Origin of the sequence: Streptomyces sp. NPDC048275, from assembly GCF_040652275.1 — a bacterium.
In the GTDB taxonomy this organism is placed as follows: Bacteria; Actinomycetota; Actinomycetes; order Streptomycetales; family Streptomycetaceae; genus Streptomyces.
On the sequence record NZ_JBEZLR010000007.1, the window covers coordinates 116,801 to 142,001 of the forward strand.

A 25,201-nucleotide genomic window follows, 5' to 3' on the forward strand; every position below is an offset into this window, starting at 1 on the left:
AAACTTGCCTCAGCGTAAGTCGGGTTAATGGCATGCTTAATCCATGGCGGAGCGTGACGACCCGGAGATCATCGGGCGCAGGGTGCAGCAGTTGCGGACGGAACGCGGGCTGACACAGAAGCAGTTGGCGGAACCGGCGTACACGCCCGCCTACATCTCCACACTCGAGGCGGGCCGGGTGCGCGCCTCCGAGTCCGCGCTGCGGCACATCGCCGGGCAGCTCGGGGTGGCGTACGAGGAACTGGCGACCGGGCGTCCCGCCCACCTCGCCACCGATCTGCGGCTGCGCCTCACCGACGCGCAGCGCACGCTCGCCACCGGCGAGGCCGAGGTCGCCGCCGAGCAGTACGCCGCTCTCCTCGCGGAGGCGGACACGCACGGGCTCGTCGCCGAGCAGGCCGCCGCGCTGCTCGGGCTCGGGGAGTGCGCGTTGGAGACCGGCGACCTGGAGACCGCCCGGCAGCGGTTCGAGAGCTCGGAGCAGCGCCTCGGTGACGCCCCGCTGCCGAACCGTGTACCCGCCCTGCGCGGCCGCGCGGTCTCCCACTACCTCGCCGGAGAACTCCGTTACGCCTGCTATTTGTTCGAGTCCACCCTCGACGAACTGAACCGCACCGGGATGCACGACCCGGATGCCCTCCTGCTCCTCTACACCGGCGTCATCGCCCCCTACATGGACATGGGCGCGCATGCCCGTGCCGCCCAGGCCGCCGAGTTCGCCCTCGCCCTCGCCCCGCAGGTCGGTGACCCCGCGCTCGTCGCCCGCATGCATCGCTCCGTCGCCCGCACGATGATCGCCGAGGGCCGGATCGCCGAGGCCGACGCCTCCCTCGCCAAGGCCTCCGAGCTCTACCGCCAGCTCCAGATCCGTACCGAACTCGCCAACTGCCACTGGATGCGCGGCTATTTGTACGCGCAGAACGGCGAACTCGAGCGGGCGGAGAGTGAGTTGCGAGAGGCGCAGGCCATGCTCTCCGCCAAGCGGGCCGCCCTCTACACCAGCCAGGTCGCCGTCGAACTCGCCGACGTGCTGCACCGGCGCGGAAAGTCGGCCGAGGCCGGCGTACTCCTGCACGAGGTGCTCGGCGACCTCAGCCCCGAGCGCGGCGCCGTGCACTCCGCCGGCGCCCACCGCCTCCTCGGCATCATCGCCGAGGACGCCCGGGACACGGAGGCCGCCGAGGAGCACTACGTACGCGCGCTGAGCCTCCTGGAGCGCGCGGGCGCGGCCGGCGACCTCGCCGACCTGTGCCGCCTCCTCGGCGACCTGCTGCGCCGCACGGGGCGCGTCGAGGCCGCGCTCGACGCCTACCGCACCGGCCTGGGCCACCAGACGGCCCCAGGCACAACAACCCTGGGCCCGGCCCCGGCCCAGCCCCCGCTCTGACACCCGCCCGGTACGAGCGGCGCTGACCCGCGCGGGGTTACGGGGTCACGATCGCGAAAGCCTTGTCCGGCTCGGAGACGTACGAGAGCAGCCGGGCCAGGAGCGTGGTGTCGCCGTCCGTCTCGACGCCCGCGAGGCCCTTGCCCTCGAGCACCCCGAGCAGTTCCGGCCGGGTGAGGATCAGCGTCAGATCCGCGTGTGGCTTCGGCGTGTGGTGGACCGGCATGCTGCGGTGGGTGAGCGCGCCGTGGTGGAGGTTGACCCGGTGGCGGCACTGCTCGTCGATGACGACGAGGTCGAGGGTCAGGTGCTCGTGCCAGGCGCGCGGGCCGTCGATGCGGACGGCGAGCGAGTCGAGCAGCATGCTCACGGTCAGCGCGGACGTCATCTCGGAGCCCGAGGTGTCGTATTCGGTGTCGGCCGCGCCCTCGCGCAGCTCCAGGGCGGCCGTGAGGTAGAAGTTGCGCCAGGTCCCGTTCTCGGCGCCGTGCCCGAGCCGCTCGTAGACGCCGGCGAGGGTCTCCTTGGCGGCGGTGTTCGACGGGTCCGCGAAGACCAGGTGGTTGAGCAGGGTGGCGGCGAAACGGAGGTCGCCGCCGTCGACGTACGCGCGGGCCTTGACCAGGGCCTCCACCGGTCCGCCCGCCAACTCCACGTACCGGCGGGCGAGTTCGGTCGGCGGGTGTTCCCAGAGGTGGGCGGGATTGCCGTCGTACCACCCCATGTACCGCTGGTAGACGGCCTTGACGTTGTGGCTGACGGAGCCGTAGTAGCCGCGCGCGTGCCAGGACTTCTCCAGGGCGGGCGGCAGCCGCAGCTCCTCGGCGATCTCGGGGCCGGTCAGGCCGTTGTTGAGCAGGCGGAGGGTCTGGTCGTGCAGGTAGGCGTACAAGTCGCGTTGCTCGCCGAGGAACTGGCGTACGTTCTCGCGTCCCCAGGTCGGCCAGTGGTGGGACGCGAACGCGACGTCGTACGCGTCGCCGAAGACGTCGATCGTCTCGTCGAGGTAGCGCGCCCAGACACGGGCGTCGCGCACCGGGGCGCCGCGCAGAGTGAGCAGGTTGTGCAGGGTGTGGCTGGCGTTCTCGGCCACGCACAGGGCGCGCTGCTCGGTGAGCAGGAAGTTCATCTCGGCGGGCGCCTCGGTGCCCGGCGTGAGCTGGAAGACGAACAGCACGCCGTCGACGGTCTCCTGCTGCCCGGTGTGGGTGACGTCCATGGTCGGTGGGACGAGCCCGATGGAGCCGGTGGAGGTGATGGTGCCGAGCCCGGTACCGATCTGGCCGCGCGGGTCCTTGGGGAGCCGCGCCCCGTGCATGAACGTGGCCCGCCGCAGCATCGCGTTGCCGGCGAAGACGTTCTCACTGACCGCGTGCTCCAGAAAACCCTCGGGTGCCAGCACCGGCACCCCGCCCTCGCTCCCGTGCGGCAGCACCCCGCGGGCGCCGCCGAAGTGGTCGACGTGCGAGTGCGTGTAGACGAGCCCGGTCACGGGCCGCGGCCCGCGGTGCTCGCGGTAGAGCCCGAGCGCGGCCGCCGCGCACTCGGCCGAGATCAGCGGGTCGATCACGACCACACCCCGCTTGCCCTCCACCAGGGTCATGTTCGAGAGATCGAGCCCGCGCACCTGGTACACGCCCTCGGTGACCTCGTACAACCCCTGCCGCGCACACAACCGCGCCTGCCGCCACAGACTCGGATGCGCGGTCGCGGGACAGTCCTCCGCGAGGAATCCGTACGCGTCCACGTCCTGGACGACCCGCCCTTCGGCGTCGGTGATCATCCCCGGAACCAGGGCCGCGATGAACCCGCGGTCCGCGTTCTCGAAGTCGGTCAGGTCCTCGAAGGGCAGCTCTTCACTCGACGGGACATCCATGAGGCCAGCTTGTGCGGCGGGCGGGGGACGGAGCCAGCGGGGTGGGCCGTTCGAGGTGCCGAGGAGCGGCGGTGACGAACCGCCACCAATGCTCCGATCCGGGCGCTAGGGTTCCCTCGATGCGCAGGGTGTGGTGCGCGTCACGCATCGCTACGAGAAGTCCACCTGGACCGCCGCACACCGAAAACCCGGCAACCTGCGCAGGCAGCAGCCGCGGGGTGAGGTGGCCGGGTCCGGTTACTTCGCGAGGTGCAGGTACTTCACGGAACGCAGATGCTTCACGGCGAGAGCGAGGTGCAGGTCAGAGCCGGTCCATGCGGGTGTAGGGGCTGAGGATGCGGGCCTGGCGGGAGCCGAAGTCGACGAGCATGGCGATGCCCTCTTCGACACCGATGATCGTGCCCAGGCCGAACTGGTCGTGGGAGACGCGGTCTCCGAGGGCGAATTCCTTGGCCACGGGGACGACCGGGGCGGCGAAGGGGCTGGTGGGCAGGTGGCGCCGGGGCGCGGAGGGTTTCGTCATCGTGTAGCCAGTATGGGCTTTGTTTGGCCGGAAGGAAGCCCCGGAAGAGGTTCCGTGGTCTCGGGCACACCCGCCGAGACGCCGACGATCTTGGACCGGACGCCCTCCGGGACGAGGGCGGAGAGGCCTTCGGCCGAGGTGGGGAGGGGGGGCCGGGAGGGCAGGCTTCCTGCCTTGGGCCGGGTGTTCCGCGAACAGAGCCACGGTGAGGCTGAGGTTCTCCTCGTAGCGGGTCTGCCAATGGGTGCGTAGGCCCGCGGTGCCGGTGTGGGCGGCCACGGGGCTGTCGACCTGCCCGCGCATGAGTTCGGTGATCGTGTCCGCACCTGGGCGCGTCATGGCGGTACGGGTCTCGGGGTGGGCCGCGTGGACGGTGCGGCCGGCCCGGGCGATCTTCGCGACCGTGTAAGGCTTCGCGTACGTGCGGTGCGCCGCCGCCGGCGTACGCGCGCACGAGCCTCGGCGAGTCGGCCGTGGGCGCCACCCCGTCGAGCGACCAGGGCCGGTCGACGCCGACCGTGTCGGCCGGGTAGGCGTCGAGCGTGGCGAAGGCCGCGGCGGGCCGCTCGGTGTGGTCCTTCGCCCCTGGGGCGGCTCGGTGGGGTCAGTCCTGCTCGGTGGTGGTGGGGGCTTCCGTGGGTGGTTTGCCCGCGAGGATGTCCTGGAGGCGTTGGGTGCCGATCTGGACGGCCTGCTGGGTGGAATCCTCCGCGGCGCCGCCGAGGCCGCCGTTGGTGAGGGAGACGGCCCGGTCGCCGACCCGGACGGCGGCGAAGTCCAGCGTCAGCGTCCATCCCTCGCCGCTGTCCTCGTCGTCGCTGTCGACCGCACTGCTCATCGTCATCCGCAGGCCCTCACGGGCATCGCCCACCCCGGGCAGCTTCGCCGGTACGACCGTCACGTACGCCTGGCCGCCTCTGACGTCGGTGGACATGAACTCCCCGCACGTCGAGGGCAGTGTCCTCAGCCAGGCCAGCTTCGCGTCCACGTCCCCCGGTCCGGCGTACGCGGCGACCTGGTAGCGCATCTGCGCCTCGCCGTCGCTCTCGTCGAGGCCGACAACGGCCCGGGGCCCCTTCGGTTCGCCCAGCAGATCCTCGGCGTACAGGCCGTCGAGCAGCCGCTGACAGTCGGGGTCGTCCGTGCGGCTCTTGAGGACACCGTCCCGCCAGGTCGCCCCGCCCCGTGTCTCCGACCACGGTCCGCCCAGTTCGGCCTGGGTGATCAGCGCTGCCGTGGCCTGCGCGTCGGTGAGCGAGGGGGTGGCGGTGGGGGAGGCGATGACCGCGGGGGACGCGGAGGCCTGGGCGTTCACGTTCCCGGAACCCTCGTAGCCCGCGCACGCGGTCGCCGACCACAGCACGCCCGCGGTCAAGGCGCAGGCGAGCAGACGGGAGCGGGAGGGCGGGGTCGGAGCGGAGGCGGGGCGGCGAGTCGGGCGGTTCACGGCGGAGGCCTCCTGTGGGCGGACGCGATGTGTCCTCCCACGCCACCACCGGGTCCGGCGCACCACCAGCGCACCGGGCCGTCCGAGTGAGCGACCGCGCGCCCCCCGCAGGAACGGCCCGGCATCGCGTCGCAGAGACGGATGCGGGACGCCCGATCGCTGTCGGCTGCTCCAGGCGGGTGTGTTTGCCGCTGCCGGGCCGTCCGCGACGGTCGCTGCCGGGCGGGGCCCGGCGGATGTCCTGCGTCGCCTCCGGGAGGTGGGCGATTGCCGGTCCCAGCGGGCGTGTTGGTCGCTTTCGGTGGGGGTGGTCGCCCGCACGGCCTGTACGGATGCTGTTGCTGATGGGTGTGGATATCTGTTGTGGCCGTAGTAGAAAACATCCCGGTCGGGTGGGCATTTCTTTATTCCCCGGCGTGGGGTGAGATAGTGCGCCCCCCTTCGTGAGCCGCAGCGTGCTAGTGTCGATATCAGTTGCAGTTGTGGTTCCCAAAGTCTTGGAGCGCACTTTCCGGTCCGTACCGGTTGGTTCGCTTCTGAATTATCCGGCGCTTTTTTCCGGATGGGGCAATCATCGCGACAACGCGAGTCCACACAGTGTGGACTCACGAGCTTTGCCCCGAAGGAGATTTGACATGGCTACTGGCACCGTGAAGTGGTTCAACGCGGAAAAGGGCTTCGGCTTCATCGAGCAGGACGGCGGCGGCGCCGACGTCTTCGCCCACTACTCGAACATCGCCACCCAGGGCTTCCGTGAGCTCCAGGAAGGCCAGAAGGTGACCTTCGACGTCACGCAGGGCCAGAAGGGCCCGCAGGCGGAGAACATCGTCCCCGCCTAGTCCGGGACCCGCTGACGCCTGACTTCTGAGTCGGCCGACGCTTACAGGTGGCCGGGACCTGCACCATGAGGTGCGGTTCCCGGCCACCTGCTTTTTTTATGTTCCGCCCGGATTGATTCATTGAATTTCCGGCGAATTTTGTCTGCCGTGCCCGCTTCCGGTTCGCCGTGCCCACTTTCCGGTGCCGGGAAACTTCACCCCGCGGAGTCACCATGCGTTGCGTGATCGCACGTTTTCCCTTCGACCTCATCAAGAGCGAGGTCGAGCAGTCGATGTCGGGCGTTCAGCCCGAGCCCGTCACCAGCGGGTCCGTGGTCATCGGCCCGCACACCTACCCCGTCAAGCAGGTCGGCGAGGTCATCACCAAGCAGGACCGCCGCGACTTCACCGAGGTCGAGGTGGCCCGCGCTCTCACCCGCCTGGGCTTCGTCTGCCGCCAGGCCGCCGTGCCCACCCGCTCCGCCGTCCCGAGCTGGGCCGAACCGGCGTAGTCCGGCCGGGACACCACGTTCGGCTCAGCGGGACCGCACCGACACGCCCGGCGGGTCATACCGCCAGCACCGCGCGGACCGTCTTGCCGCCGATGCCGGTGCTGACGACCTCCAGGCGGTGGGCGAGATGCTGCACCATCGCGAGGCCGCGGCCGCTCTCCGACTCGGTGTCCACCGGGCCCACCCGGGGACGGCCCGGGCTGTCGTCGTGGACCTCGACGGTCACCTCGCCGTGGCCCACCTGCAGCCGCAGCCGACAGCCGGTGCGGCCGTGCCGGACGGCGTTGGCGACGAGCTCCGACGCGATCAGCGTGGCGTCATCGACCTGGTCGGCGGTCGGCGACGCCATCCGCGGCCGCGGCCGGGTGAGGAAGGCCGACGTCAACTTGCGGGCCCTGCCGGCGGAAACAGCCGTGCGCGGCAGTGTGTACTCCACACGGGCGGTCGGCCTGACGGCGCGCTGCTGCGCACGCATGACAACCTCACTTCCCCTCCCAGGACAACCGGTCCCCGGCGGCCGGACCCCCCGCCGGCCGAGACCCGCGCGAACTGTGCGCGGCCGGTCCTGCACCCGGGTGATGCCCCCGCCGGACGATCGGCAACCGGGCAGGAAGGTCACAAACCCGCCAAGGGCGTAAGGGGCGCTTGGCGCATCATCTTCCGTTCACCGGATTCCGCCGAGTCCATCCACGTGGGCTGGAACACCATGAACTCCCTTCTCCCGCCCAGTGATTACGGCAAGGACCGCTACCTCCGGTTCGCGAAGACCGACACCGAGGAGATCGAGATCCGCCGTCTCGACGGGATGATGGACAAGGCGTTGGCCGGCATCGCCGACCTCGCGACGCTGCGGCTGTACGAGGGCAGCCCCCGGATGAGCGAGTCGATCGCCACGTACGAGGGCAGCGGGTTCGAGATCACCGGCATGTACCCGGTGACGCGCGAGGCGACCACGGCGCGGGTGGTCGAGTTCGACTGCGTGATGGTGCGGGCCTCGGCCGTTCCCGACACCGACAGCGAGTAGGTCTGCGTAGTTCTATGCCGGATACGCGTGTGTTTGGGCGGCCTTCACCGTTGCCCAGACCGGAGCCCCTGTGCGCAGGTCGAGTTCGGCCGCGGCGACGTTCGTCAGGTCGGCGGCCAGCGGGAGTTCACCGGTGAGGTCCGCGCGGATCTGGTCGCCGTGGGTCTCCAGCCCGGCGATCTCGCACCGCCACAGGTTGCGCGCGCTGGAGCCGGTGGGCCGGGTGCGGTGGAGGGTGACGGCGCTCGGCGGGAACGCCACGAACGCCGGACCGGTCAGATCCTCGGTCGTGGTGATCGCCGGGCCCGCGTCCAGGCGTACGGTGTGGCCCTCGGCCTCGCCCCGGTAGAGGTTGAGGCCGACCAACTGGGCGATGTAGTCGGTGCGCGGGTGGCGGGCGATGTCCGACGGTGTCCCGTCCTGGACGACCCGGCCGTCCTCCACGACGACCAGCCGGTCGGCCAGCACCATCGCGTCCAGCGGGTCATGGGTGACCAGTACGGCCACGGCCTCGAAGTCGGCCAGATGGCGCCGGAGCCCGGCGCGCACGTCGAGCCGGGTGCGCGCGTCGAGTGCGGCGAGCGGCTCGTCCAGCAGGAGCAGCCGGGGGTGGGTGGCCAGCGCGCGGGCGAGGGCGATGCGCTGGGCCTGCCCGCCGGACAGCCGACGCGGTTTCGCGCCGGCGTGGTCGGCCAGGCCCATCCGGTCCAGCCACGCGGCGGCCAGCGCCCGTGCCTCCGTCTTGGGCATGCCCTGGCAGCGGGGCCCGAACGCCACGTTGTCCAACGCGGAGAGGTGCGGGAAGAGCAGATAGTCCTGGAAGACGACGCCGACCGGGCGCGCCTCGGGCGGCGTACCGTCCAAGTCGGCGCCGTCCAAGCGGAGATGCCCGCCGGGAGACAGGGGGGTGAGACCGGCCAGGGCGCGCAGCGCGGTGGTCTTTCCGGCGCCGTTCGGTCCGAGGAGCGCGACGACTTCGCCGGGGGCGGCGGTCAGCGCCACGTCGAGGTGGAAGGCGCCGCGGTGGACGACCAGCCGGGCGTCGAGGCCCGCGCCGGATGCCTTGGATGTGAGGGGGGTGTCGGGGGTGAGGGGTACGTCCGTCATGGCGCCGCCGTCATCCAGCGGTCCCGCAACCCCACCAGGACCGCGATCGACACGGCGAGCAGCACCAGGCTCAGCGCGATCGCGGCGTCCGGGTCGCTCTGCAGGGCCAGATACACGGCCAGCGGCATGGTCTGCGTACGGCCGGGGAAGTTGCCCGCGAACGTGATGGTCGCCCCGAACTCGCCCAGCGCACGCGCCCACGCCAGCACGGAACCCGCGGCGATCCCGGGCGCGATGAGCGGCAGTGTGACCCGGCGGAACGCGGTGAACCGGGACGCGCCCAGCGTCGCGGCAGCCTCCTCGTAGCGTGGGTCGGCCGCCCGCAGCGTGCCCTCCACGCTGATGACCAGGAACGGCATCGCCACGAACGCCTCCGCGACCACCACCCCCGCCGTGGTGAACGGCAGCGTGATCCCGAACCATGCGTCCAGCCACTGCCCGACGACGCCGTTGCGGCCGAGCGCCAGCAGCAGCGCCACGCCGCCCACCACCGGGGGCAGTACGAGCGGCAGGGTCACCAGGGCCCGTACGACGCCCCGTCCGGGGAAGTCGACGCGGGCCAGCAGCCAGGCCAGCGGCACGCCCAGCACCAGGCTCACCGCGGTCGCCGCCGTGGCGCAGAGCAGGGACAGCTGGAGCGCCTGCCAGACCTCCGCGCTGGTCAGCTGCTCCGGCAGACTGCGCCAGGGGGCTCGTACGAGCAGGGCGAGCAGGGGGAGCAGCAGAAACGCCAGGGCGACGAGGGCGGGCAGGAGCAGGGGCAGCGGGACGCCGCCGGTGCGGCGGCTCCTGACGCGCCCGCGCCGCGGCCCACCCTTCAGGGTGTCGGCCGCGGCGTCGGACTCGTCGATGCGGGTCACGGCTGAAGGAACCCGGCGGCGGTCAGTACCTTCTGGCCCTCGGCGGACTTGACCAGCTCGATGAAGGCCTTCGCGGCGTCCGCGTTGCGGGCGTCCTTGAGCTGGGCGATCGGGTAGTCGTTGATGGCCTCGGACGACTCGGGGAACTCCACGCCCTCCACCTTGTCACCCGCCGCCTTCACATCGGTCTGGTAGACGACCGCCGCGTCGGCCTCCTTCAACTCCACCTTCGTCAGGGCGCTCTTGACGTCCTGCTCGTACGACACGGGTGTGAGCTTGAGGTCGCCGGCCTCCAGCGCCGTCTGCGCGGCGGCGCCGCACGGCACCGTCTTGTCGCAGAGTACGACCTTGATGCCGGACTTGGTGAGGTCCTTCAGGGAGGAGATCTTGTCGGGGTTGCCGGGCAGGGTGGCGATCTCCAGCTGGTTGCGGACGAAGGTGGCCGGGGTGCCGGTCGTGTTCTTCTCGTCCGTCACGAGCGCCATCGTCTTGGGGCTCGCGGCGGCGAACACATCGGCCGGGGCACCTCCGTTGATGCTGGCGGCGAGGGTGTCGCTGCCGCCGAAGCTGAAGGTCACCTTCGTGTCCGGGTGGGCCTTCTCGAACTCCTTGCCCAGCGTGGTGAAGCTCTCCTTGAGCGAGGCGGCGGCGAAGACGGTCACCGTGCCCGACACCTGCTGCGAGGAGGACGCCGAGGAGTCCGAACCGGCCGAGGCGTCCGATGTGGCGGACGAGTCGGAGTCGGAGGACGAGCAGGCGCTCAGGGCCAGCAGCGCGGCGGCACCGGCGCCGGCCACCCGCAGGGTCCGGCCGGTGCGGCGGGTCCGGCGCGCGGATCGGGTCATCACGGATCTCTCCCTCTGAGGCCTTCTGAAGTCTTCTGAAGCTCTGGGCATGCATACGTCAGCTCCAGGCATGCATACGTCGATCATACTGACGCAGATACCAGCCGGAAGTCTTCTGTGGCATCGCCTGAGCTGCACGATCGGCCCCGGGATGTATGCATGTGCGTTTGTACGGGGGCGCGGTCCGGGTACGGTCATCCGGGAGGTGCACCGGGTCCGGGTCGCCTTCGAGTGCGCCACCAAAGGCGTACAGCACCACCGTTTCGAGGGCCCGCTGCTGCACGACGTGCTCCACGACGCCGGCCCTGGGTTCGACCCCGCGCGCCGCAAGGACCGGCTGCGCTTCCTCATCGCGGTGTCCGGAGCGGACGGCCACCACGCGCTGCTCACGTGGGCCGAGATCGACCCGGACTTCGCCCATGCCCCGGTCTCCTCGCGGTCGGCATCGACGACACCCCGCTGGACCGGGAGGGCCCCCAGCTCGTCCTGCCCCAGGACCGCTGCGGCGCCCGGCACATCAGCGGCATCGACGCCATCCGTGTGGACGGCCGTTACGTGGCGTGGGCGTAAGCCGTGGCGGGAGGTCCTTGGACCGAGCGGCAAGGGGAGGGCGGTCTTACGTGCGGTCGATGTGGACGTTGGTGGACTTGACGCGGGCGGTGGCCTCCACGCCGACCTCGAGGCCGAGTTCCTCGACGGCCTCCCGGGTCAGCAGGGAGACCAGCCGGTGCGGGCCGGCCTGGATCTCGACCTGGGCGGCCACGTCGCCGAGTTTCACGGCGGTGACAATGCCGGGGAACGCGTTGCGGACGGAGGTGTAGGAGGTGTCCTCCTCGCCGCTGGTCTTCGCGAGTTCGACCGAGAAGGCGGCGAGATCCCGCCCGTCGATCAGCCGCCGCCCGCTCTCGTCGCGGTGGGTGGCCACCCGTCCGGCGTCCGCCCACCGTCGCGCGGTGTCCGGGCTGACGCCCAGCAGACGGGCTGCCTGGCCGATTGTGTAGGACTGCATAGGCGTCAAGATAGGCCACGAAACGAGGAGGGCCGCTGTGCCGGGCGATCGCGGGCGAGAGCACCCCTTCAACCCCTCGTAACCTGCGGATACTAGGGTGTCGAAGCGAATCGAACGCGAATTGGGTCGAAGAGAGTCGGCGAGGGACGCGCGGTGTCTGACGAGGGGCGACTGGTTGCCGGGCGTTACCGGCTGATCGAACAGATCGGCCGTGGGGGCATGGGCACGGTGTGGCATGCCGAGGACGAGGTGCTCAGCCGGCGGATCGCGCTCAAGCGGCTGCACACCCAGTGGCACCTCACCGACGACGAACTCGCCGTCCTCCACGAACGCACCCGCCGGGAGGCACGCAGCGCCGCCCGCATCACCCATCCCAACGTGGTCGTCGTCCACGACGTGGTGGACGACGAGGGGCTGCCCTGCATCGTCATGGAGTACGTGCCCTCCACCACCCTCGGCGCACAACTCGGGGGCGGTGCCGTGCTCCCGCCCGCCGAGGCGGCCCGCGTCGGCCTCGGCATGATCGCCGCGCTGCGGGCCGCGCACGCCGCCGGGGTGCTGCACCGCGACGTCAAGCCGGGCAATGTCCTGCTCGGCGCCGACGGCCGCGTCGTTCTCACCGACTTCGGCATCGCGATGACGACCGGTACGTCGACGCTGACGAAGACCGGCGAGTTCATCGGCTCGATCGACTACATCGCACCCGAGCAGATGAAGGGCCAAAAACCCGGTCCCGCCACGGATCTCTGGGCGCTCGGAGCGACCCTCTACCAGTGCGTCGAGGGGCGACCCCCGTTCCGTAAGGACACGGCTGTGGAGACGGCGTACGCCATCGCCGTCGACCCGCTCGAACCCATGAAGCAGGCCGGGCCGCTGGAACCGCTCATCGAGGGGCTGTTGGCCAAGGAGCCGGAGGAGAGGCCGTCGGCGGGGGAGGTGGAGCGGGTGCTGAGGGGAGTGGCGTCGGGGACGCCGGTACCGGCGATACCGGGGCGATCGGCAACAACATCAGCAACATCGGAAACACCGGTGACACCGGTAACACTCCTCGCTCCGGACCTGACGGGCGGCGGTGACGGCGGCGGTGGGCGCGGTCGCTCCCGTGGGCGGCGTGCGCTAGTCGCGGGCGCGCTGGTCGTGACGGTGGTGGCGGGAGCCGCGGCCGGCGGGCTCTACCTCGTGCAGGGCGACAACGGCGGGACACAGGGGCAGGACACCGCGACGGCTTCCGCGACGGCGTCCGCGACGGCTTCCGCGACGGCGTCCGTGACGGCGTCCGCGTCGGCGTCCGCGTCGGCGTCCGCACCTCCGCCCGTCCCCGCGGGCTTCCACCTGGTCCAGGAGAAGGAGCTGGGCGTCTCGTTCCCCGTCCCGGACGGCTGGACGCGCGGTGACAATGCGACGGCCGAACAGGTCACGTACGCCGACGAGTCCGGCCTGGTGGGCCTCACGATCGGCATGGTCGAGCCCGCGGGCCCGAACCCCGAGTCGCACTTCAAGAACGTCGAGGAAAACACCAAGATCAACTACCCCTCGTACCGGAAGAAGCGCATGGAGCGCACCACCTTCCAGGGAAAGCCCGCGGCCATCTGGGAGTTCACCTTCGAGGGACGGGTCCGGGCGTTCCGCGCCATCGACCTGGGTTTCGGCGAGGAGGGCGGCAGGGAGTACGACATCTACCTCTCGGCCCCGGAGACCGAGTGGGACCTCTACCGCCCGGTCTTCGACAACGTCAAGGCGGGCTTCCGGGTCGGCTGACGGACGGCGGTGACGGACCGCGCTCCGGGCGGGGCCTGTCAGGCCTTGCCGTCCGTCAACTCGCTGGCGTCGAGCGGCAGTCGCAGGCTGACGCGGCGTCGTACGGAGGCGAGTTCGCGGTGCAGCGGCGACGGCGGGACCGCCAGCACCGGGCAGACGGCGTGCGCGACGCAGTACCGGGCGACGGACGGGACCAGCGCGCGGCGCAACCTGCCGCGGACCCCGGCCCCGATCACCAGCAGGTCGCCGGCCCGGTCGGCGGTCCTGACCAGGGCGCGGCCCGGCCTGTCCCACACCACCAGCCCCTGGCACGGCACCCCGGGCCCGGCGTCGCCGAAGGCCGTGTCGAGAGCCGTGCGCAGCCGTTCGTCCGCCATCCGCCGGAATTCCGTCATCGGCGGCGCGAGCATCGAGCTCGGGTGGGCCAGTGCGCCGCGGGGCGGTTCCCAGGCGCCCACGGCCAGCAGCCCGGCACCGGTCCGACGCGCCTCGGCCGCACCCCGGTGCAGCGCCGCCACGCTCCCCGGCGAACCGCTCACTCCGACCACGACGCGCCACCGCTCGCCCTCGTCCATCGCTCGCTCACCCCTCGGCGTACGTCCACACAGGCATCCGCGTTCTCATCGAACGCCCAACGAGGGCGGTGAATCGCGGTGTTGGCGTTCACCTGACGGCAGGCCGACCCTTCATGACACTTCGACACACTTCTCTGACGCCGGGCCGAACGGAGCGGTCACCCGCGAGCGGCCGGCCATGCTGAAGGATGTGGCCTGTGATCTCACCCTTTCCTCCGGACGCCGACCACCGCAGCGCCACGCTCGACATCCCGGAGACCTGGCTGCTCCCGGCCCCGGACGCCGTCCGCACGGCGGTAGAGGCGCAGTTCGGACTGCTGGACCAGGAAGAACAGGCCAGGGCGGAGCGTTTCAAGCGGGCCCGGGACCGCGGTACCTACGTGGTGGCCCACGTCGGGCTGCGCCGCCTGCTGGGCGCCCACTTGGGGGTGTCCCCCGCCGCGGTGGTCCTCGGCCGTGAGTCGTGCCCCCGGTGCGGCGGGCCGCACGGGCGACCCTCGGTGTCCGCCTCGCCGCCGGTCCATTTCTCCCTCTCGCACGCGGGTGACCTGGCGCTGGTCTCCCTGGCGCGGCAGCCGGTGGGGGTCGACGTGGAGGAGGCGCGGAACATCCGCGCCTCCGTCGACGACATCGTGCCCCAGTTCCATCCCGCCGAACGGTCTCTGCTCGTGCGGATGGCTCGAGAGGCCCGAGAGGAAGCGCTCCTGAGTGCCTGGGTGCGCAAGGAGGCCTACCTCAAGGGACTGGGGATCGGCCTCGCCGCCGATCTGGCCGACGTCCACACGGGCTTGGGCGACCCATACGGTTCCCCGGGGCTCACCCCCGGCTGGTCCTTGGCGACGGTCGCCGTGCCCCAGGGCTACGCGGCCGCCGTCGCCCTGCGCCAGGCAGCCGATCCCACGACCACCTTGCCCGACCGCGTGGTCCCGCGGGTGCTCGACGTGGCCGGCGCGTGAGGGAGCGGGCGGTGTCGTCGGGTGTCCGGTTCCTCACCGTCGCGGGCGTAGCCCCCAAGGGCAACGGCATCGGGATTCCGATAGCGGAAATCGGATGATCTATTGGTAGTCCGATGACGCGCGGACCTACTGTCGAGACATCGCCTCAGATGGCGGCTGTAAGCGCGGGCCGTGAGGATGTAGTCAGGCAGGGCCCGGCGATCACGCTCGCCCGACACCACCGATTGCCCAGCGTTCCTGATTCTCGGAAGGCCCCCATGACCACGCAGAACGCGATCAACTGGCCCGAGCGCTACCTCCCGGGCACCGGCGACAACTTCGTCTCCAACGAGGTGATCGTCCGGGGCCTGGCCGCCGCCGACGTCTGGCGCTACCTCGTCGACACCTCGACGTGGGAGTCGTACTACGACAACGTCGCCGACATCAGCTTCCCGGACGGCGACGGCCCCGAGCTGAAGGACGACCTCCACTTCCGGTTCGGTACGTTCGGCTTCCCGCCCCTGGACGCGCACGTCGTCGAGCTGTCGGCGCCCGCCGCGGGCAGGCCGGGCCGGCTGTCCTGGACCGCCGAGCAGGGCGGCAAGCCCGAGGAGCAGCTCAATGTGCTGCACGCCTGGCTGGTGGAGGACCTGCCCGGCAGCCGGGTCCGCATCCTCACCCAGGAGACCCAGATCGGCGAACCGGCCGCGGCCCTCGCCACCGAGCGTCCCAACCCGATGCTCAACGGCCACCAGGCCTGGCTCGACGGCCTCGTCCACGCCGCGTCCGGGAAGACCGGAGCCTGAGCACAGCGCCGGCCGGCGCACCGCCGTATCACCGCACCGCCACACAGGAAGTTGACGTCATGACCGACAAGCCCACCGTGAGCGTCCTCGGCACCGGGATCATGGGCGCCGCGATGGCCCGCAACCTCGCCCGCGCCGGACACACCGTCCGCGCCTGGAACCGCAGCCGCGACAAGGCCGAACCGCTGGCCGCCGATGGCGCGCACATCGCCGACACCCCCGCCGAGGCCGTGCGGGGCGCCGACGTCGTCCTGACCATGCTGTACGACGGTCCCGCCGCTCTGGACGTGATGCGCCAGGCCGCGCCCGCGCTGCGCCCCGGCATCGCCTGGGTGCAGTCGACCACCGCGGGCATCGAGGCCATCGGCGAGCTGGCCGACTTCGCCCGCGAGCACGACCTCGTCTTCTACGACGCCCCGGTGCTCGGCACCCGCCAGCCCGCAGAGGCCGGACAGCTGCTCGTCCTGGCCGCCGGACCGAGCGAAGGACGCGACGTGGTGACGCCGGTCTTCGACGCCGTCGGCGGGCGCACGGTGTGGACGGGTGAGGACGGCGCGGCGGGCACCGCGACCCGCCTCAAGCTCGTGGCCAACAGCTGGGTCATCGCCGCCACCAACGCGGCCGGCGAGGCCCTGGCCCTGTCCAAGGCGCTCGATGTGGACCCGCAGAGCTTCTTCGCCGCCATCGACGGTGGCCCGCTCGACATGGGTTACCTGCGCGTCAAGTCCGCGATGATCCTGAACGACCAGCTCACCCCGGCACAGTTCGCGGTGGCCACCGCCGCCAAGGACGCCCGCCTGATCGTCGAGGCCGGCGAGCGGCACGGCGTCCGCCTCGACGGCGCCGCGGCGAGCGCCGAGCGCCTGGCCCGTGCCGCCGCCCAGGGCCACGCCGACGAGGACATGGCCGCCGCCTACTTCGCCAGCTTCGACGAAACGTCCTCAGCCTGAGGATTCCCCTCGATCCAGCGGCTCGGTCGAAAGGTGCCCCTCATGCGTGCTCTGGTGCTCGACCGCCCCGGTGCTCCCGACACCCTGCGTCTCGCCGAGCTGCCGGTTCCCGAACCGGGGCCGGGGCAGGTACGGGTGAAGGTCGAGGCGTGCGGGCTGAACCCGGTGGACTACCAGGTCGCCGCGGCCGGCCATGCCGACTGGACCTGGCCGCATGTGCTCGGCCTCGATGTGGCCGGCACCGTCGACGCCGTGGGCGAGGGCGCGAGCCGTGACCTGCTGGGCGTGCGCGTCGCCTGCCACGGTGATCTGCGCCGTGCGGGCGGTTTCGCCGAGTACTCCCTCGCCGACGTCGTCGCTCTGGCCCCGGTGCCGGACGCGCTCGACGCGGCCTCGGCGGCGGCCCTGCCCTGCGCCGGGATGACCGCGTACCAAGCGGTGGTACGCCGGCTGCACGTCACCGGGGAGCACACGGTCCTGGTCACCGGTGGCGCGGGCGGGGTGGGCGGCTACGCCGTGCAGCTCGCCGCACAGGCCGGGGCCCGGGTGATCGCCACCACGTCCGCGGTCAACGCCGAGCACGTCCGCGAGCTCGGGGCGGACGAGGTCGTCGACTACCGCACCGAGGACGTCCCGGCCCGGGTGCGGGCCCTGACGGGGGGACGGGGGGTGGACGCGGTGGTGGACACCGTCGGCTCCGGCTCCGCCACCGGCAACCTGGCCCTGCTGGTGCACGGCGGTGGACTCGCCGCCGTCGCGGGGCGACCCGACCTGACCGCGGTGGCCCCGTTCACGACCGCGCCCTCCGTGCACGAGATCGCGCTGGGGGCCGCGTACAGCCACGGTGACAAACGCGCCCGCGCGGATCTCTCCGTCATGTTGTTCGAGCTGTTCGGGCTGGCCGTGGACGGCCGCCTCGATCCACGGCTGGCCCGGACCCTCACGCTCGACGAGGTCCCGGCCGGGCTGGCCGAACTGGCCGCCCGGCACCTGCGGGGCAAACTCGTGCTGACCTTCCGCTGACCTACGCCTCGGTCACGGTGCCCGGCCGAAGGGGGTCGTGGGGGCCCACCGCCGCCTGTCCGATGCAGATGCGCGTGCCACACCCCGCGTCTCCGCCGTGATCGACCGGCCAGGTCCTAAGACCGACCGGCAAGGGGAGGGCGGCGTCGCGGGGTCCGGCACGCACATCTGCCGCGTTGTCGTCGGTCGCGATGGCTCCGCCATCACTCCCTCCTCCGCCTTGCAGCCGCACGCACCAGACCCCGCTCCTTCTCCCACCCTCCCATTGCCGGTCGGTCCAAGGCGTGCCCGAGGTCTTCGGCACGTCGAATTCCGCCTCAGCAGGCAACCCGGACACCCTTTTCACCGGTCTCACAGGGTGCTCACAGATCTGACCCCCGGGCGCGTGGGGTGCGTCCGTACTGCCGGTCGGCCGTGGGTTGTCCAGTCCGATGCCACTTGACCATGGCACTCGCAGACGAGGAACCGATGACCAGTCAGCAAGACCGCAATCGCTTGAAGCGCTCGGCGCTCGCCGCAGGAGCCGCGCTCACCGTCGTCGTCGCCGGCGCCGGCGCCGCTCCCGGGGCGGCCCCGGCGAGCAAGGCCGGGACGCCGAAGCTCAAGCTGGTGGCCGCGTCGAACTCCGTGACGCTCGACCGCTGGGAGGGGAGCTCAGGGGTCTACCTGGACCTGGGTACGTACGTCACGGTCGACAAGGCGCCGCTGGAGTTCAAGGTCACCCGGAAGTCGTACAAGGACCCTGTCGTCGCCCAGCAGATCTTCCGCGACGGCAAGAGCACACGGGCGAAGAAACTGCCCACCGGGCTGGTGAAGGACTTCTCCGGTCTGCCCGGCTTCCTGGAGGTGTCGATCAAGAACGCGGCCGGAGAGGTGGTGTCGAGAAACAAGGGGTCCTTCTGCCCCAACAATGCCTCCGGGCGGCTGCGTCCGGACGCCCCGGCGACCTCGCACTATCCGGAGAGCTGCTCCACCAACCCGTTCACGCTGGGTTCGGTGTGGGGCGTCGAGAAGGGCTGGGCGTCCAACTCCAGCACGGTCGACTACGACAAGCCGGTGGACCTGCCGGCGGGCGAGTACACGGCCCAGGTCGCGGTGGCCAAGAAGTACCGCGTCCTGTTCGGCATCCCCGACGACCGGCCGACCATCAAGGTGACGGTACGTGAGGAGTCCAGCGACGGCGGTGGAGTGGGAATGGCCTCGCGGGCCGGCGCCCATCACACCGGCGGGCACGGCGCGCACTCCGCCGCCTCCGCCGACTCCGCTCACCACTACGGTCCCCGTGGCGCCGACGCGCCCACGCCGCCCGCCCTGTCGCACGCGCTCGAAGACCGCGGTTTGGCACACCACTTGGGTGACGGACGCGGCCACACCGACGGCTCGCGCGTCGCGCCCGCCCTCAAGCCCCTGGCCAAGCGGCCCACCGGCCGGGCGGGCGTCCCGGCGAACGTGCCCAAGCCGGACCTGCGTTCGCTGCCGGCGTGGGACATCGCCATCAGCGACGGCGAGGACGGGGACGTACCGGGCAAGGACTACCTCGCCTTCAGCGCCAACGTCTGGAACGCGGGCCCGGCGCCCCTGGTCGTGGACGGCTTCCGCAGCCCCGGCAAGGACCTGATGGACGCGTACCAGTACTTCTACGACGCCAACGGCAAGCAGGTCGGGTACACGCCCACCGGCACCATGGAGTGGGACCCGCGGGTCGGCCACGAGCACTGGCACTTCACGGACTTCGCCAGCTACCGCCTGCTGAGCGCGGACAAGACGAAGGAGGTGCGCAGCGGCAAGGAGGCGTTCTGCCTGGCCAACACCGACGCCATCGACTACACGGTGAAGAACGCCAACTGGCACCCGTACAACACCGATCTGTCGACCGCCTGCGGTCAGCAGAACTCGATCTCCGTCCGTGAGGTCCTCGACGTCGGCTCCGGTGACACCTACACCCAGTACCGTCCCGGCCAGTCCTTCGACATCTCCGACCTGCCGAACGGCACGTACTACATCCAGGTGATCGCCAACCCCGAGAAGCGGCTCAAGGAAACCAACCTGAAGAACAATGTCGCGCTGCGCAAGGTGGTCCTGGGCGGTGCGCCGGGCGCCCGCACCGTGACGGTGCCGCCGCACGACCTGATCAACACCCCGTAAACGCCGGCGCAGTCCTGTTGGGCGGCAGCGACGTTGCCGCCCAACGGGGCGACGGTATGAGCAGCCGTACGATCGCCCTCGCCTGCTTCCCGGACGACAGGCCATGCCGGTGAACACCCAGATCTTCCGCCTCGGCGGCTGAGGGCACGCTCAGCTGGATCCGGAGCCGGAACGCGAAATGTCGGACGCTTCCTTCGCGGCGCGGCGGTACTCGGCGTTGATGCGCTGTGCTTCCTCGAGCTGGTCCTCGAGGATGACGATGCGGCAAGCGGCCTCGATGGGGGTCCCCTTGTCGACGAGCTCGCGGGCGCGAGCGGCGATCCGCAGCTGGTAGCGGGAGTACCGGCGGTGTCCGCCCTCCGAGCGAAGCGGGGTGATCAGACGGGCCTCGCCGATGGCTCGGAGGAAGCCCGGCGTGGTGCCGAGCATTTCGGCGGCCCGGCCCATCGTGTAGGCGGGGTAGTCGTCGTCGTCCAGACGACCACTGAGCGGGATATCTGCTGTCATGTCACCTCGTTGAGCCACGCGTCGAGGGGCCCCGGCGCCGTACGGCACCAGGGCCCCAAAGGAAATTGAACACCATCTGCCGGCCCTACTGCTGGGCCGACCTTCTGTTTCCGCTAACCGGCCCAGGGAGAAGGGCGGGTGTGCGGGGATCGTGACTGCCTGACCGGGGACCACCGTCCGTTCCGGGGTCTTGCGGTACCCGGGCCGAACCCTCTCGGACCGGGCGATCCTGATGGCGTCTGCTTCTCCGTTCTTCGTCTTGATCCATTACTTGCGGCTCTACAGCCTGTTACCCGCCAGTTCGTGTCTGCCGGGTCTGGTTTGTCTGCGTCTACGAGAGAAACGTTAATCACGGCGCCGACCAATGTCTACTCTGGCCAGCATAGATTTTGGTGGTGTCGGGGCGTAGGCATTCTGTGTCCCGCAGTAGCGGGGCGGGGTCCGGGCGGGCCGCTGAGGGGTACTTTCTGCGCAAAGGGCCGCTGGTCAGGGCTGGACGGGCATGCTCCAGCAGTTGGAGGTGGCCTGCTTGCCGGACAGGCGATCGGTCAGCCAGGAGACGGCGTCGCCCTGGTCGGTGAGCAGTGGGGCGAAGTGGTTGAGCAGGGGGCTGACGACGTTGGGCAGTACAACCGCCTTGTAGGTGACGTCGGCGCCCTTGCGGCACCAGTCGACGGCGAGGGTGCGGGCCTGAGCGTGCGGGACGAGGTTGTCGCTGACGCCCGTCGCCAGGCGGACGGGGCCGGACGGCTTCAGTGTGCCGATGCGCTGGCTGTTCAGGAACGTCTGGAGTGCGGGGGTGGCGGCGATGATGTCGCTGATGGACCGTCCGTCGGTCGTCCACTTGGTGCTCTTGGCGTAGCCGTAGCCGAACAGGGCGTCGCCGACGCACATGGTCGACAGGTCGGCGAGGGCCGCCTTGCCCGCGGTGTTCAGATGCGCCTCGGCGATGGGCTTCAGGGACGGGTCGGACTGGAGGAAGCCGTTGAGCGACCAGCCCAGCGCGCCGGCCAGTTCGCTGCCGTCGATTGCCTTGGTGACGGAGGTCAGGTCGGCGGGCGGCGCCCCGGCGTAGGTCCCGGCGAGGGTGACGTCGGGCGCGTAGGAGGACTGGAGTTCGGCGGCGGCGGCGGTCGCTCCGCCGCCCTGGCTGTAGCCGAAGAGGCCCACCCGGGAGCCGGCGGTGACCGAGGCCCCGCTGACCGAGCGGGCGGCGCGGACGGCGTCCAGCACGGCGTGTGCCTCGTCGACACGGTTGACGTAGGTGTGCAGCCGGTCGGTCGTGCCGAGGCCGGCGTAGTCGGTGACGACCACGGCGGCGCCGGTCGCCAGGAGGCGGTAGATCGCGATGTCCTCGTAACCGACGGACACGGTCTGGCCGTTGAGCGTCAGCGGGTTCTCGAGGCCGAGGGACGCGGCGCACTGGTCGCCCTGTCCCATGGTGCCGGGGGCCACCGCGACCAGGGGCCGCGGGCCGTCGCCCCTCCAGGCGGCGGTCGGTTCGATGTAGGCGCCGGTGACCGCGACCGGTTGGCCGCTGGAGTCGGTGGACTTGTACATCAGCCGGGTCGCCCGGCCCGGCAGCGGCCCGTCGAGGCCGGGCAGGCTGACGGCCAGCGGGAGGGGCTCGGTGCGGACGAGGGCGCCGTCGGCGGTGGGCAGGGTGGCGGGCGGGTCGTAGAACGCGGGGATGGTGACGCCCCGAGACACGACGGTGTCCGCCGCCGTGGCGGTGGTGTCCGAGAGGGCCTGGGTGCCGAGGCAGGCGGCAGCGGTGACTGCTGCGGCCAGGAAGCGTCTGCGTACGGGCATGGCGAACCTCCTGTGAAGCGGCTGGCAGGAAGCGGCCTCCGTGTCGGGCCTCGTTCCGGTCGGCTCGGCCACAGAGGTGCTGAGCTACGGCGGCACGGTGTCGCACACGCGTCCCACGGGTTTGCCCGCGCCGCTTGGAAGTGGTTCGCGAGGACCTTACCCACCGGTAAGTTACTCGTGGTACCAGCCGGTAGGTTACGGTTCGGTAACTTGACTGACTGTCGAATACGGGAGGGGCGTGGCCGCGCGGCTGCCGCCGCGAGCTGCTGATCATCGTGGGGGCCCGTCCGGTCCGAGGCGGTGGTGGCGCGGCGCGGGCGCGGGCCTGTGTGGCGGCCCCTTGAGGCGGAGGGCCTGCCGCCGGTGTGGGGCGACGCCGGCGGCAGGGGCGTGGGCGGTCCGCTCGTGGTCAGCCGTTTCCGGTTCCGCCGTCGGAGGTGTCGTCGTCGAAGGTCACGATGACCTTCTCCGCCGCGCCCGGCGTCATGGTGAGCTCGAACGCCCGCTCCACCTCGGAGAACGGCACGCGGTGGCTGATCAGCTTGGCGAAACGCTCCTGGTTCGCCACGAGTTCGGAGGTGACCCCGAAGATCTCGGTGGGGTAGCCCTGGGAGGCGATGAGCGTGAGCTCGCTGCGCAGCATCCCGCCGAGGTCGATGGCGTCGGACTTCTTCTGTACGGCGACCATGACCAGCTTCGCGCCCCACTTCGCCGACGCGATCGTGGCGTCGAAGACGGCGGGGCGCCGGCCGCGTCGATGTAGATGTCGGTGCCGGCGCGGGGCTGGCCGAGGGCGTTGGCGGCCGGGCCGTGCAGTTCCGTCAGACGGGCGGTCACGTCCTCCTTGGAGGAGTCGATGACGGCGTCCGCGCCGACGGCGAGGGCGGTCTCCAGGCGCCCGGGGATGACGTCGGCGACGACCACGTGCTCGACGCCGCGCACGAGAACTTCGTGGACCATCTGATCCGTACCGACGCCGACTTCGCGTACTGGCCGCTCGTCGGCTGGCACGAGGGCCGCAAGGGCAACGGCTGGGCCCTGCTGCACTGGGACGCCGCGGGCAACCGCATGGGTCTGTACGACGGTGACGACTGGCGAGCCGCCGCCTGGACCCGGCTCATCGAGGCCCCCGCCCGCAGCGGCCACATCGCCGACGTGGCGGACTGGTCGATGCTCAGCCCCGACCACGCCGACTTCGTCGCCTCGCGGCGGATGCGGGCCCTGCCCGACTGGGACTCCGGCGCCCGCAAGGCCGTGTGCCCCGACGGGCAGCGCCTTCTCGGCCTCGGTCACACCGGCAACCGGGGCCTGTGCTCCGACGTGTCCACCTCATTGGATGCGGTGGGCGGCCACGAGGTGGTCGTCGACGAGCGGCACGTCACGACGGGCAACGACTGGGCATCCGGCTACACCAAACTCCAGTGCCCCGCCGGCCGCTTCCTGACCGGCTACAGCGTCCGCGGCTCCGCCGTCTCCGCCGCCCTGTGCGCCGCCGCACCGGCCGGCGAACTCGGCACGAGCGGCCGTACCGTCTGGTTCGACCGGAGCGACAACCGGGGCTCCGCCCCCAAGGGCGGCGACTTCGCGCAGGGCCACTACAAGGGCCAGTGCGCGGACGACGAGTACGCGGCCGGGATCGCGTACACCGGCCGGGTGGGCTCGGCACGGACCCCGGACGCGCTGTACTGCCGGAAATTGGGCTGACCAGGTCTTCTCCACCTGCGAATCCGGTCACTGTCGAGCGGACGCCATCCCGCGCGATACCGGTCGACTGGGAACGTCGAGCCGGATCCGTTGACCCGCGGCGGTCACGGTCACGCCGAAGCGCTCCCGGCCCGGCCGGTCGTGTTCGACATACAGCTCATGTGCGGCCTCCACCGCGTCCCACAGCAGGCGCAGCCCGGCCTGTCGTACGGCGCGGTCCTCGGCGCGTGACGCGGTGTCGGGCGCGACCAGGGACAGCATGAAGCGGAACGCCTCGTCCTCGGAGGCGACGGCCAGGTCCAGGCCGGTGACTCGGCCGTTTGTCGCGTCCGGCCTGCCCGGGTGTGCCGGGGTGCCGGTGGTGCCGGCATCGCGTACGGCCATGAACTCGCCTCCGGCCGCGGGCCCCGGCCCGACTTTGCCATCTCTTTACAACCTGCCCTGTCGCTGTCTCGTCTCTCCGCTCGACCCGTCACCCGGGCTGCCGACTACCGGGCGGGCCGGGCGAAACTGACGAAAGAGAGCGATTCAATGCGCCGAACTGTCCTCAGTGTCATGGCACTCGCGGGCGCCGCCGTACTGGCGAGCGCGGTGCCCGCGTTCGCCGACGGGGCGACTCCCGCCCCCTCGGTTCCCGCAGCCGCCTCCCCGAGCGTCGGCACCGAACCGACCCGGGCCCCGTCCGCCCTCCCTCCGTCGGCGGTCCCGACCACGGACGCGAACACCGACCCGACCCGGGCGCCTTCCCCGGGCCAGGTCTCCGTTGTGCCGAGCGGCGCGCCCGACACCGGGGTGGCGGCGGCGTCCTCGGACTCCGGGTGGGAGGGCGGGCTGATCGGCGGCGCCGCTGCCGCGGTGCTCGTCGCGGGCGGCGGGGCCTTCTATGTCGTACGCCGCCGGGCGACCGGGGCATGACGGCGCTCTCCAGGCGCGCGTTCGTCACGGGGGTGGGGGCGGGGGGCGCGCTGCTGGTGGGCTGCGGCGCCGGCCACGGGACCACGGGACCACGTTCCCCCGGTACACCACAGACCTCGTCGAAGTCCTCGAAGTCACCGCAGGGGCAAGGGCGTTCCGTCCCCATCAGGTTGCGGATCCCGGCCATCGAGGTCGACACCCCGGTCATACGACTGGGGCTGGCGTCGGACGGCAGTGTGCAGGTGCCCCCGGTCACGGCGCACGACCGTGCGGGCTGGTACCGGCACTCGCCGACCCCGGGGCAGGTCGGCCCGTCGGTCATCCTCGGCCATGTCACGGTCGGCGCCTACGGGGACGGGGTCTTCCATGACCTCGGGCGGCTGCGGCGGGGCGACCGGATCGTGGCGCGCCTGGAGAACGGCACGGCGACGGTGTTCGCCGTCAGCAGCGTACGGACGGTCGCCAAGGCGGACTTTCCGGCGGACGAGGTCTACGGAGACGTGGACCGCCCGGAGTTGCGGCTGATCACGTGCGGCGGTGCCCGTACGGACGACGGGTACGCCGACAACGTGATCGTCTTCGCGGCACTGGATTCCACGCCCCCCTGAAGGAACGTACGCCGCTGCCGGCGCATCCTCCCCCACGAGTGCCATCACGGTCATG

25 protein-coding genes and 2 pseudogenes are annotated in these 25,201 nt (G+C 71.3%); 14 read left to right on the forward strand and 13 right to left on the reverse strand.

Going from position 1 to position 25,201, the window contains the following annotated elements; translation table 11 throughout:
- Positions 1 to 43: 43 nt before the first annotated feature.
- A complete protein-coding gene (locus AB0D57_RS07105; protein WP_362067968.1) occupies positions 44 to 1,387 on the forward strand; it encodes a helix-turn-helix domain-containing protein in 1,344 nt (447 codons plus the stop codon).
- Positions 1,388 to 1,424: 37 nt separating this feature from the next.
- On the opposite strand, the gene AB0D57_RS07110 is transcribed toward AB0D57_RS07105, so the two are convergent.
- The 3 genes from AB0D57_RS07110 to AB0D57_RS07120 all read right to left on the reverse strand — a co-directional run bounded on the left by AB0D57_RS07110 (position 1,425) and on the right by AB0D57_RS07120 (position 5,233).
- A complete protein-coding gene (locus AB0D57_RS07110; RefSeq protein ID WP_362067971.1) occupies positions 1,425 to 3,263 on the reverse strand; it encodes an alkyl sulfatase dimerization domain-containing protein in 1,839 nt (612 codons plus the stop codon).
- 301 nt (positions 3,264 to 3,564) lie between these two features.
- On the reverse strand, positions 3,565 to 3,786 hold the full coding sequence (locus AB0D57_RS07115) for a hypothetical protein (RefSeq protein WP_362067974.1): 222 nt from the start codon (positions 3,784 to 3,786) through the stop codon (positions 3,565 to 3,567).
- A gap of 604 nt (positions 3,787 to 4,390) precedes the next feature.
- Positions 4,391 to 5,233 (reverse strand): hypothetical protein, encoded by an 843-nt coding sequence (locus tag AB0D57_RS07120; protein WP_362067977.1) that lies wholly within the window; start codon positions 5,231 to 5,233, stop codon positions 4,391 to 4,393.
- 635 nt (positions 5,234 to 5,868) lie between these two features.
- Here AB0D57_RS07120 and AB0D57_RS07125 point away from each other — a divergent pair.
- The gene (locus AB0D57_RS07125; RefSeq protein ID WP_010986199.1) at positions 5,869 to 6,072 is read left to right on the forward strand and encodes a cold-shock protein; all 204 of its coding nucleotides are present in this window, start codon (positions 5,869 to 5,871) and stop codon (positions 6,070 to 6,072) included.
- Positions 6,073 to 6,284: 212 nt separating this feature from the next.
- Positions 6,285 to 6,563, forward strand: a complete 279-nt coding sequence (locus AB0D57_RS07130; RefSeq protein ID WP_362067980.1) for an SCO5918 family protein — start codon at positions 6,285 to 6,287, stop codon at positions 6,561 to 6,563.
- Positions 6,564 to 6,618: 55 nt separating this feature from the next.
- Here AB0D57_RS07130 and AB0D57_RS07135 read toward each other — a convergent pair whose 3' ends face one another.
- Complete coding sequence (locus AB0D57_RS07135; protein WP_362067983.1) at positions 6,619 to 7,038, reverse strand: ATP-binding protein; 420 nt, start codon at positions 7,036 to 7,038, stop codon at positions 6,619 to 6,621.
- A 231-nt stretch (positions 7,039 to 7,269) separates the two neighbouring features.
- Here AB0D57_RS07135 and AB0D57_RS07140 point away from each other — a divergent pair, with 231 nt between their 5' ends.
- Positions 7,270 to 7,587 carry a hypothetical protein gene (locus tag AB0D57_RS07140; protein WP_362067986.1) on the forward strand — a complete coding sequence of 106 codons (318 nt, stop codon included), beginning with the start codon at positions 7,270 to 7,272 and terminating at the stop codon, positions 7,585 to 7,587.
- Positions 7,588 to 7,599: 12 nt separating this feature from the next.
- Here AB0D57_RS07140 and AB0D57_RS07145 read toward each other — a convergent pair whose 3' ends face one another.
- From AB0D57_RS07145 to modA, 3 genes are read right to left on the reverse strand one after another with little or no spacing between them, the layout of a single operon-like run.
- The gene (locus tag AB0D57_RS07145) at positions 7,600 to 8,694 is read right to left on the reverse strand and encodes an ABC transporter ATP-binding protein (protein WP_362067989.1); all 1,095 of its coding nucleotides are present in this window, start codon (positions 8,692 to 8,694) and stop codon (positions 7,600 to 7,602) included.
- A complete protein-coding gene (locus AB0D57_RS07150) occupies positions 8,691 to 9,554 on the reverse strand; it encodes an ABC transporter permease (RefSeq protein WP_362067992.1) in 864 nt (287 codons plus the stop codon). The genes AB0D57_RS07145 and AB0D57_RS07150 overlap by 4 nt, the downstream gene beginning before the upstream one ends.
- On the reverse strand, positions 9,551 to 10,399 hold the full coding sequence (gene modA, locus AB0D57_RS07155) for a molybdate ABC transporter substrate-binding protein (RefSeq protein ID WP_362067995.1): 849 nt from the start codon (positions 10,397 to 10,399) through the stop codon (positions 9,551 to 9,553). The genes AB0D57_RS07150 and modA overlap by 4 nt, the downstream gene beginning before the upstream one ends.
- Positions 10,400 to 10,550: 151 nt before the next feature.
- On the opposite strand from modA, the pseudogene AB0D57_RS07160 reads away from it, so the two are divergent.
- Positions 10,551 to 10,969, forward strand: a pseudogene (locus AB0D57_RS07160) (hypothetical protein).
- A 46-nt stretch (positions 10,970 to 11,015) separates the two neighbouring features.
- Here AB0D57_RS07160 and AB0D57_RS07165 read toward each other — a convergent pair.
- Positions 11,016 to 11,408, reverse strand: coding sequence for a helix-turn-helix transcriptional regulator (locus tag AB0D57_RS07165; protein WP_362067998.1), 393 nt, complete (start codon positions 11,406 to 11,408; stop codon positions 11,016 to 11,018).
- A 153-nt stretch (positions 11,409 to 11,561) separates the two neighbouring features.
- Between AB0D57_RS07165 and AB0D57_RS07170 the strand changes: the two genes are divergently transcribed.
- On the forward strand, positions 11,562 to 13,166 hold the full coding sequence (locus AB0D57_RS07170) for a serine/threonine-protein kinase (RefSeq protein WP_362068001.1): 1,605 nt from the start codon (positions 11,562 to 11,564) through the stop codon (positions 13,164 to 13,166).
- 38 nt (positions 13,167 to 13,204) lie between these two features.
- On the opposite strand, the gene AB0D57_RS07175 is transcribed toward AB0D57_RS07170, so the two are convergent.
- Positions 13,205 to 13,741, reverse strand: coding sequence for a universal stress protein (locus tag AB0D57_RS07175; protein ID WP_362068004.1), 537 nt, complete (start codon positions 13,739 to 13,741; stop codon positions 13,205 to 13,207).
- Positions 13,742 to 13,938: 197 nt separating this feature from the next.
- Here AB0D57_RS07175 and AB0D57_RS07180 point away from each other — a divergent pair, with 197 nt between their 5' ends.
- From AB0D57_RS07180 to AB0D57_RS07200, 5 genes are all read left to right on the forward strand, one after another.
- Positions 13,939 to 14,697, forward strand: a complete 759-nt coding sequence (locus tag AB0D57_RS07180; protein ID WP_362068007.1) for a 4'-phosphopantetheinyl transferase superfamily protein — start codon at positions 13,939 to 13,941, stop codon at positions 14,695 to 14,697.
- A 257-nt stretch (positions 14,698 to 14,954) separates the two neighbouring features.
- Positions 14,955 to 15,482, forward strand: coding sequence for an SRPBCC domain-containing protein (locus AB0D57_RS07185; RefSeq protein ID WP_362068010.1), 528 nt, complete (start codon positions 14,955 to 14,957; stop codon positions 15,480 to 15,482).
- Positions 15,483 to 15,541: 59 nt separating this feature from the next.
- A complete protein-coding gene (locus AB0D57_RS07190; protein ID WP_362068013.1) occupies positions 15,542 to 16,432 on the forward strand; it encodes an NAD(P)-dependent oxidoreductase in 891 nt (296 codons plus the stop codon).
- A 42-nt stretch (positions 16,433 to 16,474) separates the two neighbouring features.
- Positions 16,475 to 17,455 carry a zinc-binding dehydrogenase gene (locus tag AB0D57_RS07195; protein WP_362068016.1) on the forward strand — a complete coding sequence of 327 codons (981 nt, stop codon included), beginning with the start codon at positions 16,475 to 16,477 and terminating at the stop codon, positions 17,453 to 17,455.
- A 468-nt stretch (positions 17,456 to 17,923) separates the two neighbouring features.
- Positions 17,924 to 19,600, forward strand: a complete 1,677-nt coding sequence (locus tag AB0D57_RS07200; RefSeq protein WP_362068019.1) for a lysyl oxidase family protein — start codon at positions 17,924 to 17,926, stop codon at positions 19,598 to 19,600.
- 150 nt (positions 19,601 to 19,750) lie between these two features.
- On the opposite strand, the gene AB0D57_RS07205 is transcribed toward AB0D57_RS07200, so the two are convergent.
- From AB0D57_RS07205 to AB0D57_RS07215, 3 genes are all read right to left on the reverse strand, one after another.
- Positions 19,751 to 20,107: a MerR family transcriptional regulator gene (locus AB0D57_RS07205; RefSeq protein WP_362068022.1), complete on the reverse strand. Its 357-nt coding sequence runs from the start codon at positions 20,105 to 20,107 to the stop codon at positions 19,751 to 19,753.
- A gap of 486 nt (positions 20,108 to 20,593) precedes the next feature.
- Entirely contained in the window at positions 20,594 to 21,919 is a 1,326-nt protein-coding gene (locus tag AB0D57_RS07210; RefSeq protein ID WP_362068025.1) for a lipase family protein, read from the reverse strand.
- A gap of 409 nt (positions 21,920 to 22,328) precedes the next feature.
- On the reverse strand, positions 22,329 to 22,607 hold the full coding sequence (locus AB0D57_RS07215) for a hypothetical protein (protein WP_362068027.1): 279 nt from the start codon (positions 22,605 to 22,607) through the stop codon (positions 22,329 to 22,331).
- A gap of 254 nt (positions 22,608 to 22,861) precedes the next feature.
- Between AB0D57_RS07215 and AB0D57_RS07220 the strand changes: the two are divergent.
- Positions 22,862 to 23,623: pseudogene (locus AB0D57_RS07220) on the forward strand (glycoside hydrolase); the annotation flags it as partial.
- Between the two features lie 27 nt (positions 23,624 to 23,650).
- Here AB0D57_RS07220 and AB0D57_RS07225 read toward each other — a convergent pair.
- On the reverse strand, positions 23,651 to 24,007 hold the full coding sequence (locus AB0D57_RS07225; RefSeq protein WP_362068030.1) for a hypothetical protein: 357 nt from the start codon (positions 24,005 to 24,007) through the stop codon (positions 23,651 to 23,653).
- A gap of 147 nt (positions 24,008 to 24,154) precedes the next feature.
- Here AB0D57_RS07225 and AB0D57_RS07230 point away from each other — a divergent pair, with 147 nt between their 5' ends.
- Together AB0D57_RS07230 and AB0D57_RS07235 are read left to right on the forward strand one after the other, a co-directional pair.
- The gene (locus tag AB0D57_RS07230) at positions 24,155 to 24,538 is read left to right on the forward strand and encodes a sortase-dependent protein (protein WP_362068033.1); all 384 of its coding nucleotides are present in this window, start codon (positions 24,155 to 24,157) and stop codon (positions 24,536 to 24,538) included.
- Complete coding sequence (locus AB0D57_RS07235) at positions 24,535 to 25,146, forward strand: class F sortase (protein ID WP_362068036.1); 612 nt, start codon at positions 24,535 to 24,537, stop codon at positions 25,144 to 25,146. Before AB0D57_RS07230 ends, AB0D57_RS07235 begins: the two co-directional genes overlap by 4 nt.
- Positions 25,147 to 25,201: the final 55 nt, after the last annotated feature.

Bases quoted from the DNA above. Each gene is read 5' to 3' on its own strand.
- AB0D57_RS07215 (WP_362068027.1), bottom strand. From the start codon at position 22,607: ATGGTCGCCGTACAGAAGAAGTCCGACGCCATCGACCTCGGCGGGATG.
- AB0D57_RS07210 (WP_362068025.1), bottom strand. From the start codon at position 21,919: ATGCCCGTACGCAGACGCTTCCTGGCCGCAGCAGTCACCGCTGCCGCC.
- AB0D57_RS07145 (WP_362067989.1), bottom strand. From the start codon at position 8,694: ATGACGGACGTACCCCTCACCCCCGACACCCCCCTCACATCCAAGGCA.
- AB0D57_RS07190 (WP_362068013.1), top strand. From the start codon at position 15,542: ATGACCGACAAGCCCACCGTGAGCGTCCTCGGCACCGGGATCATGGGC.
- AB0D57_RS07110 (WP_362067971.1), bottom strand. From the start codon at position 3,263: ATGGATGTCCCGTCGAGTGAAGAGCTGCCCTTCGAGGACCTGACCGAC.
- AB0D57_RS07175 (WP_362068004.1), bottom strand. From the start codon at position 13,741: ATGGACGAGGGCGAGCGGTGGCGCGTCGTGGTCGGAGTGAGCGGTTCG.
- AB0D57_RS07140 (WP_362067986.1), top strand. From the start codon at position 7,270: ATGAACTCCCTTCTCCCGCCCAGTGATTACGGCAAGGACCGCTACCTC.
- AB0D57_RS07230 (WP_362068033.1), top strand. From the start codon at position 24,155: ATGCGCCGAACTGTCCTCAGTGTCATGGCACTCGCGGGCGCCGCCGTA.
- AB0D57_RS07115 (WP_362067974.1), bottom strand. From the start codon at position 3,786: ATGACGAAACCCTCCGCGCCCCGGCGCCACCTGCCCACCAGCCCCTTC.
- AB0D57_RS07105 (WP_362067968.1), top strand. From the start codon at position 44: ATGGCGGAGCGTGACGACCCGGAGATCATCGGGCGCAGGGTGCAGCAG.
- AB0D57_RS07185 (WP_362068010.1), top strand. From the start codon at position 14,955: ATGACCACGCAGAACGCGATCAACTGGCCCGAGCGCTACCTCCCGGGC.
- AB0D57_RS07165 (WP_362067998.1), bottom strand. From the start codon at position 11,408: ATGCAGTCCTACACAATCGGCCAGGCAGCCCGTCTGCTGGGCGTCAGC.
- AB0D57_RS07125 (WP_010986199.1), top strand. From the start codon at position 5,869: ATGGCTACTGGCACCGTGAAGTGGTTCAACGCGGAAAAGGGCTTCGGC.
- AB0D57_RS07200 (WP_362068019.1), top strand. From the start codon at position 17,924: ATGACCAGTCAGCAAGACCGCAATCGCTTGAAGCGCTCGGCGCTCGCC.
- AB0D57_RS07225 (WP_362068030.1), bottom strand. From the start codon at position 24,007: ATGGCCGTACGCGATGCCGGCACCACCGGCACCCCGGCACACCCGGGC.
- AB0D57_RS07195 (WP_362068016.1), top strand. From the start codon at position 16,475: ATGCGTGCTCTGGTGCTCGACCGCCCCGGTGCTCCCGACACCCTGCGT.
- AB0D57_RS07130 (WP_362067980.1), top strand. From the start codon at position 6,285: ATGCGTTGCGTGATCGCACGTTTTCCCTTCGACCTCATCAAGAGCGAG.
- modA (WP_362067995.1), bottom strand. From the start codon at position 10,399: ATGACCCGATCCGCGCGCCGGACCCGCCGCACCGGCCGGACCCTGCGG.
- AB0D57_RS07135 (WP_362067983.1), bottom strand. From the start codon at position 7,038: ATGCGTGCGCAGCAGCGCGCCGTCAGGCCGACCGCCCGTGTGGAGTAC.
- AB0D57_RS07235 (WP_362068036.1), top strand. From the start codon at position 24,535: ATGACGGCGCTCTCCAGGCGCGCGTTCGTCACGGGGGTGGGGGCGGGG.
- AB0D57_RS07205 (WP_362068022.1), bottom strand. From the start codon at position 20,107: ATGACAGCAGATATCCCGCTCAGTGGTCGTCTGGACGACGACGACTAC.